A 5,543-nucleotide genomic window follows, 5' to 3' on the forward strand; every position below is an offset into this window, starting at 1 on the left:
CCCTTGTCCCCCCCGTCTCCCCGATAATCCGATGAAATCAAAATATGCCGTTTTTCTCCAACATAGCGAAACCGACTGTGGAGCGGCTTGTCTGGGTGCGATCGCCAAACATTACGGACAAACCCTTACCCTGAACAAAATTCGGGAAATGGTCGGTACGGGACAACAGGGAACCACCTTACTCGGACTCCAAAGAGGCGCAGAAGCTTTAGGGTTCAATGCCCGATCGGTACGTGCGGCCCCAGCCGTCCTCGATCGCCTCTCCGAAGCCCCCCTGCCAGCGATTATCCACTGGAAAGGCTACCACTGGGTCGTTTTGCACGGCAAAGATAAAAAAGGTTACGCGATCGCCGATCCGGCGGTAGGATTGCGCCACGTCTCCAAAGCCGAACTCAAAGAGTCGTGGACGGATTGGATATTATTGCTCCTCGAACCCGATCCGGCTCGATTTTCGACGCGATCGACCGAAGATGTCAAGGGATGGGAGCGATTCTGGCGACCGGTATTACAGTATCGCGGCTTGCTCTCCCAGGTCTTACTCTTCAACTTGGCGGTGGGTTTGCTCTCCGTTGCCACCCCCTTTCTGATTCAGTTCCTTACCGATGATGTTTTGGTGCGGGGGGACTTGAACCTGCTCAACGCGATGATTCTCGGCGTGGTGGTGATGACGGTTTTTGCCAGTGGATTGCAGTTGGTGCAGTCGAACCTCACCGCCCACTTTTCCCAGCGGTTAGAGTTAGGATTGATGTTGCAATTCGGGCGCAAGCTGCTGCGTTTGCCCCTTACCTATTACGAAACCCGCCGCAGTGGCGAAATCGTCAGCCGCCTCCGGGATATCCAACAAATCAACCAATTTCTGGCTCAAATCGTCGTCGGTCTTCCCAGTCAGGTTTTTATTGCCTTGGTCTCCTGGGCCGTGATGGCGTTTTATAGCATGCCGCTGACGCTGGCAGCAACCCTACTCTCGGCATTGATGAGCTTATCTACAGTGTTCTTCCTACCAACGTTGCAACGCCAAACTCGCAACCTGCTGGTACTCGATGCGGAAACCCAGGGGGTGTTAGTCGAAACCTTTAAAGGGGCGATGACGCTGAAAACGACAACAGCCGGGCCGCAGTTCTGGGAAGAGTTGCAAGGGCGCTTCGGACGGTTGGGAAATCTGGCGTTTCGGACGAATCAGATCGGTTTTGTCAATAATATCTTTTCGGGTTTTATCAGTGCGACGGGAAACGCACTTTTGCTGTGGTTTGGCAGTTACTTGGTGATTAATACCGGACTTTCCATCGGGCAATTGCTGGCGTTTATTACCCTCAATGGCAATGTCGCCACGCTTATTCGCGCCCTGATTGGGTTTGTGGATGAGTTTACCCGCGTCAAAACTGCTGTGGTGCGGCTGACGGAAGTCATCGACCATCAGGCGGAGTCGAATGAAAAAACTCCCAAACCGATGGTGACGCTGGCGGGTGATGCTCAGATATCCTGCCACAATGTCACCTTCCACTATCCGGGGAAAGTAGATTTGCTCGATCGCTTTTCGTTGACATTGCAAGGGGGACAAACCATCGCGTTGATTGGGGTATCCGGTTGCGGCAAAAGCACCCTGGCAAAATTACTGGCGGGGTTGTATCCGGTGGAGTCGGGCAATATTCAAATTGGCGGGTACAATCTTGCCGATTTGGATCTGAACTGCCTGCGCCAACAAGCGATTTTGGTGCCTCAGGATGCTCATTTTTGGAGTCGATCGATTATTGAGAATTTCCGATTGGGCAATCCCAATATCGAGTTCGATGCGATCGTCAAAGCTTGTCAGATTACTGGGGCCGATGAATTTATCGCGGGGCTTCCCGATCGCTATCAAACCATTTTGGGCGAGTTTGGGGCGAACCTGTCGGGGGGACAGCGACAGCGTTTGGCGATCGCGCGGGCGATCGTCGATCGGCCGCCGATGTTGATTTTAGATGAATCCACCTCCGGACTCGATCCTCGTAGCGAAGCTGAAGTCCTCGATCGTTTGTTACATCACCGTCGGGGAATGACGACACTCTTGATCAGCCACCGTCCCCGCGTGATTAATCGCGCCGATTGGATCGTCGTTCTCGATCGCGGACAGCTCGTTCTCCAAGGTTCTCCCGAAACTCTGCGCAGCAAACCCGGTCCCCATCAAGATTTGCTGATTCCCTAAGAGCGAGTTGGGAGTCGAGACGGTCAACAAAACCAAGGGCGATTCAACTCGATGGGGCGATCGAGAGAAGTTCTGAGAAAATAAGAATGTAGCAAAATATACATTACCGTGACTATCGATCTTGGGCTAACTCACATTGCGCTGCCGGTATTAGATGTAGAGCGAAGTATCGAGTTCTACTCGACCTATGCCCGAATGCAAGCGATCCATCGGCGCGTGGATACAGAATCCGGGGTGGCAGTCGTGTGGTTGTGCGATGGAACTCGTCCCTTCGCAATCGTTTTGATTCAGACGGACTCAGTACATCCAACGCTATCACCCTTTGCTCATTTGGGGGTGGGTTGCGAGAGTCGCGAATCGATGGATGCTTTGTGCGATCGGGCGCGGCATGAAGGGATACTCCTTCAAGGGCCTCAAAATTCTGGTCCTCCCGTCGGATATTGGGCATTTTTGCGAGATCCCGACGGTCATACCCTCGAACTTTCTTACGGACAAGAAATTGGATTGACCGTTGAAAAAACGAAGTCTTTTCAAGCAGAGCGATCGCAACCACCACACTAGGGGCGGACATGGTGAAAGCGAGCTGGAGAAGCAGGCGTTGCTGGGGGAGACGGAGAAGACAAGAGAGAATCACCAATTTTTCGTTTACAACTGTCAATGGACTCTCTCTGCTTCCTCTACCCCCTCACGAGAAATTATCAGTATTTAACCGAACCCGATATTACTGGGATTCCACATCCATTTGCATCGTCATCATCGAATTGACTAGGGTTTCTTCGGGCACACCCGCTTCCCGCACACTTGTTACTGTATTGGTTTGCAAGGATAGATTGCTGCGAACGGGCATTAGTCGATCGAGCTGCATCGTCACTTGTCCCACCCCTTTAGAATCCATAGAATTCAACGTTGTCGTCACGCCAGGGGGCAGTTCCGGCGAAACGATCGGCTGGGATTCGGCGAATTGTTCCACCTCGATGTTAAAGGTCGCTACATTGTCTTGTAACTGCACTAACTCGTAGGTGACATTTTGAGTCAAGTCAATAGCGGTGACATTAATATTTTGGACGAGGCTCCACTGTGCGCCAATTCCTACGGCTTCTTCGGGTAATGGCGTTGAAAGTTGCTCGAAGGAACTCGACAGTTGCTCGAAGACTTGTTGGAGTGCCGGTGCGGCATTTTCGGGTAATACCATATTTGCCGATCGAACGTGACCTCGATTATCGATGGTAAACGTACCGCCAGTACCCACCAAGCTTTGTAGTTGAGCTTGGACGATGTCGCGAACGTCCGGTGCTCCACCCACGACATCAACCTGAGTGCAATAGAGTTCGTATTCAATATCTCCGTTGTCTGCAACCTCTGTGACGGTTAGCTCGAAGGTCATCGCATTCCCCTTAATTAGTCTTTAAAGATCGACGGCATCGGTAAGCGCGATCGAGGAATGGATTCTAAGTATTCGGACGAGATATCGAGTACTGAAGTTTCTCTTGACGATTTGATTTCGGTGAATTGAACTCGCTCGATTTAACGGTTTTCAGATTTTTCGACAGATTCTCGGAGAAATTCTGGCGGAACTCGATCGACCAACCAAACCCCATTTTGCGATCGAAAGAACTGATGACCTTGGCGATGCATAGCAATCGCATCGATCTCCAATACGATCGGTTTTCCCCGTCGCCGTCCCACCTGGCGTGCGGTTTCGATCTCTGCGGACAGATGAACGTGATGTCGCGCCATTTTCCGCAACCCTTCGTGCAAGATCGATTCTAGCGCTTTGGGATGAGTTCCGTGATACAGGCAATCTGGGGGAACGGTGGATTCGAGCTGCAAATCCACTTTGATACTGTGTCCTTGATTGGCCCGAATGCACGTACCCATTTCATTGAAGGAAAAACGCTGTTTGTCGTTGGTGGCGACGACCTCGCGTAACTCCCAATCTCGGATGGGAAACTGGTGCTTTTTGGCTGCTATTAGGAGTGTTTCTACTTCCACCCAACCGCCAGAGCGCAAGGTTAGCCCGATTCGATCGGGATGGTGGCGCAGGTGGTAACTGAGATATTTACTAATTTTAACGCGGCGATCGGGATTCATTTTGACGCTTGGGTTGACCTTTTCGACTTATGTAGTATAAATGTAACATGTCGAGTTGATAAGCATGGTTATGCTAACCCGAACCCAACGTCCTTATGCCGGAGAAACCGATCTCCATGCGATCGTCGAACTGATTAATACCTGCGACGGGGTCGATCGCACGGACTCTGCCACTTCGGCGACCGAACTGCGACGCCGAATCGAAACTCCCGGACGGGATAAAGTCCGAGATTTTCGTCTTTGGCACGATAGCGACAACCAACTTCTCGGCTACGGCAGTCTGTGGATTCCCGAATCTGGTGAAGATATTGCCGGATCGTTATGGTTTTACGTTCATCCCGAAAATCGAAATGGGTCGATCGAATCCGAGATTGTTGCTTGGGGGGAAGCGCGCATCCGAGAAGTTGCCCGAGAACGGGGTATCCGGGTCTCACTGCACTGCGGTTGTCGCGATACACAAACCGAACGACAGACATTTCTCGAAGGTTGCGATTTTACCCCAGCGCGCTACTTCTTCACCATGGCGAGATCGCTATCGGAACCGATTCAGACACCAGAGTTTCCCGCCGGTTTTCGACTCCACCAGGCGCACATGCAACAAAATGCTCCGGCCTATGTCGAGATGTTCAACCAGTCTTTCATCGACCACTGGAACCACTCAGATCTGACGGTCGAACAGCTCGAATATTTTAACCGCCACCCAGATTATCGTCCGGAGTTAGACTTAGTCGCCATCGCCCCGGATGGCACCTTTGCCACCTTCTGCTACGCGGCGATCGATTCTGACGCCAACCAGCGATACGAGCGCAACGAAGGAGGGATCGAAGTGTTGGGGACGCGGCGCGGTTTCCGCAAGCGAGGACTCGGACGAGCTATGTTGCTATCGGGTTTGCAGGGATTGCGAGATGCCGGGGTGGAGACGGCAAAACTCGGCGTGGATTCTCAGAACCCATCTGGGGCGCTGCGGTTGTACGAATCGGTGGGGTTCGATCGAATTGAAACCTGGATAGCTTACGCCAAAGTATTTTAGAACTTAGGAGAGAGTGTGGGGTGCGAGTATTGGCGAATCGTTCGACCGTAATGTCCTAACCACGTCAGCATTCCTCGAACGGATGCCGATAAGTCCACTCCGGGAATGATATCCTCGGGCAATTTCTCCGCAACCTGAGTCCTACAGTACTCAGACGCTCCTCGCGGCGGTATGCCACAATTTTGATAGGACGTTCCATCCATTGGACAACGAAGCTTCAGATCCCTCGGAACTCACGCC

General features: G+C 52.1%; 6 protein-coding genes. 3 read left to right on the top strand and 3 right to left on the bottom strand.

The genetic code is table 11. The annotated features are described in order from the left end of the window. The first annotated feature begins 31 nt into the window (after nt 1-31). Together IQ235_RS17425 and IQ235_RS17430 are read left to right on the top strand one after the other, a co-directional pair. Nucleotides 32-2,182, top strand: coding sequence for a peptidase domain-containing ABC transporter (locus IQ235_RS17425; RefSeq protein WP_264322699.1), 2,151 nt, complete (start codon nt 32-34; stop codon nt 2,180-2,182). A gap of 108 nt (nt 2,183-2,290) precedes the next feature. Then, the gene (locus tag IQ235_RS17430; RefSeq protein ID WP_264322695.1) at nt 2,291-2,743 is read left to right on the top strand and encodes a VOC family protein; all 453 of its coding nucleotides are present in this window, start codon (nt 2,291-2,293) and stop codon (nt 2,741-2,743) included. A 160-nt stretch (nt 2,744-2,903) separates the two neighbouring features. Here IQ235_RS17430 and IQ235_RS17435 read toward each other — a convergent pair whose 3' ends face one another. Together IQ235_RS17435 and IQ235_RS17440 are read right to left on the bottom strand one after the other, a co-directional pair. Beyond that, entirely contained in the window at nt 2,904-3,566 is a 663-nt protein-coding gene (locus IQ235_RS17435; RefSeq protein ID WP_264322696.1) for a DUF6263 family protein, read from the bottom strand. Nucleotides 3,567-3,706: 140 nt separating this feature from the next. Continuing rightward, nucleotides 3,707-4,273 (bottom strand): RNA 2'-phosphotransferase, encoded by a 567-nt coding sequence (locus IQ235_RS17440; protein ID WP_264322697.1) that lies wholly within the window; start codon nt 4,271-4,273, stop codon nt 3,707-3,709. A 64-nt stretch (nt 4,274-4,337) separates the two neighbouring features. Between IQ235_RS17440 and IQ235_RS17445 the strand changes: the two genes are divergently transcribed. Continuing rightward, nucleotides 4,338-5,303, top strand: coding sequence for a GNAT family N-acetyltransferase (locus tag IQ235_RS17445; protein WP_319592616.1), 966 nt, complete (start codon nt 4,338-4,340; stop codon nt 5,301-5,303). Here the strand turns inward: IQ235_RS17445 and IQ235_RS17450 are convergent. Then, a complete protein-coding gene (locus tag IQ235_RS17450; protein ID WP_264322698.1) occupies nt 5,300-5,506 on the bottom strand; it encodes a hypothetical protein in 207 nt (68 codons plus the stop codon). The genes IQ235_RS17445 and IQ235_RS17450 overlap by 4 nt on opposite strands. Nucleotides 5,507-5,543 lie beyond the last annotated feature (37 nt).

The sequence above is a fragment of the Zarconia navalis LEGE 11467 genome, from assembly GCF_015207075.1.
Classification (GTDB): Bacteria; Cyanobacteriota; Cyanobacteriia; order Cyanobacteriales; family Geitlerinemataceae; genus Zarconia; species Zarconia navalis.

Bases quoted from the DNA above. Each gene is read 5' to 3' on its own strand.
- IQ235_RS17425 (WP_264322699.1), top strand. From the start codon at position 32: ATGAAATCAAAATATGCCGTTTTTCTCCAACATAGCGAAACCGACTGT.
- IQ235_RS17435 (WP_264322696.1), bottom strand. From the start codon at position 3,566: ATGACCTTCGAGCTAACCGTCACAGAGGTTGCAGACAACGGAGATATT.
- IQ235_RS17440 (WP_264322697.1), bottom strand. From the start codon at position 4,273: ATGAATCCCGATCGCCGCGTTAAAATTAGTAAATATCTCAGTTACCAC.
- IQ235_RS17445 (WP_319592616.1), top strand. From the start codon at position 4,338: ATGGTTATGCTAACCCGAACCCAACGTCCTTATGCCGGAGAAACCGAT.
- IQ235_RS17450 (WP_264322698.1), bottom strand. From the start codon at position 5,506: ATGGATGGAACGTCCTATCAAAATTGTGGCATACCGCCGCGAGGAGCG.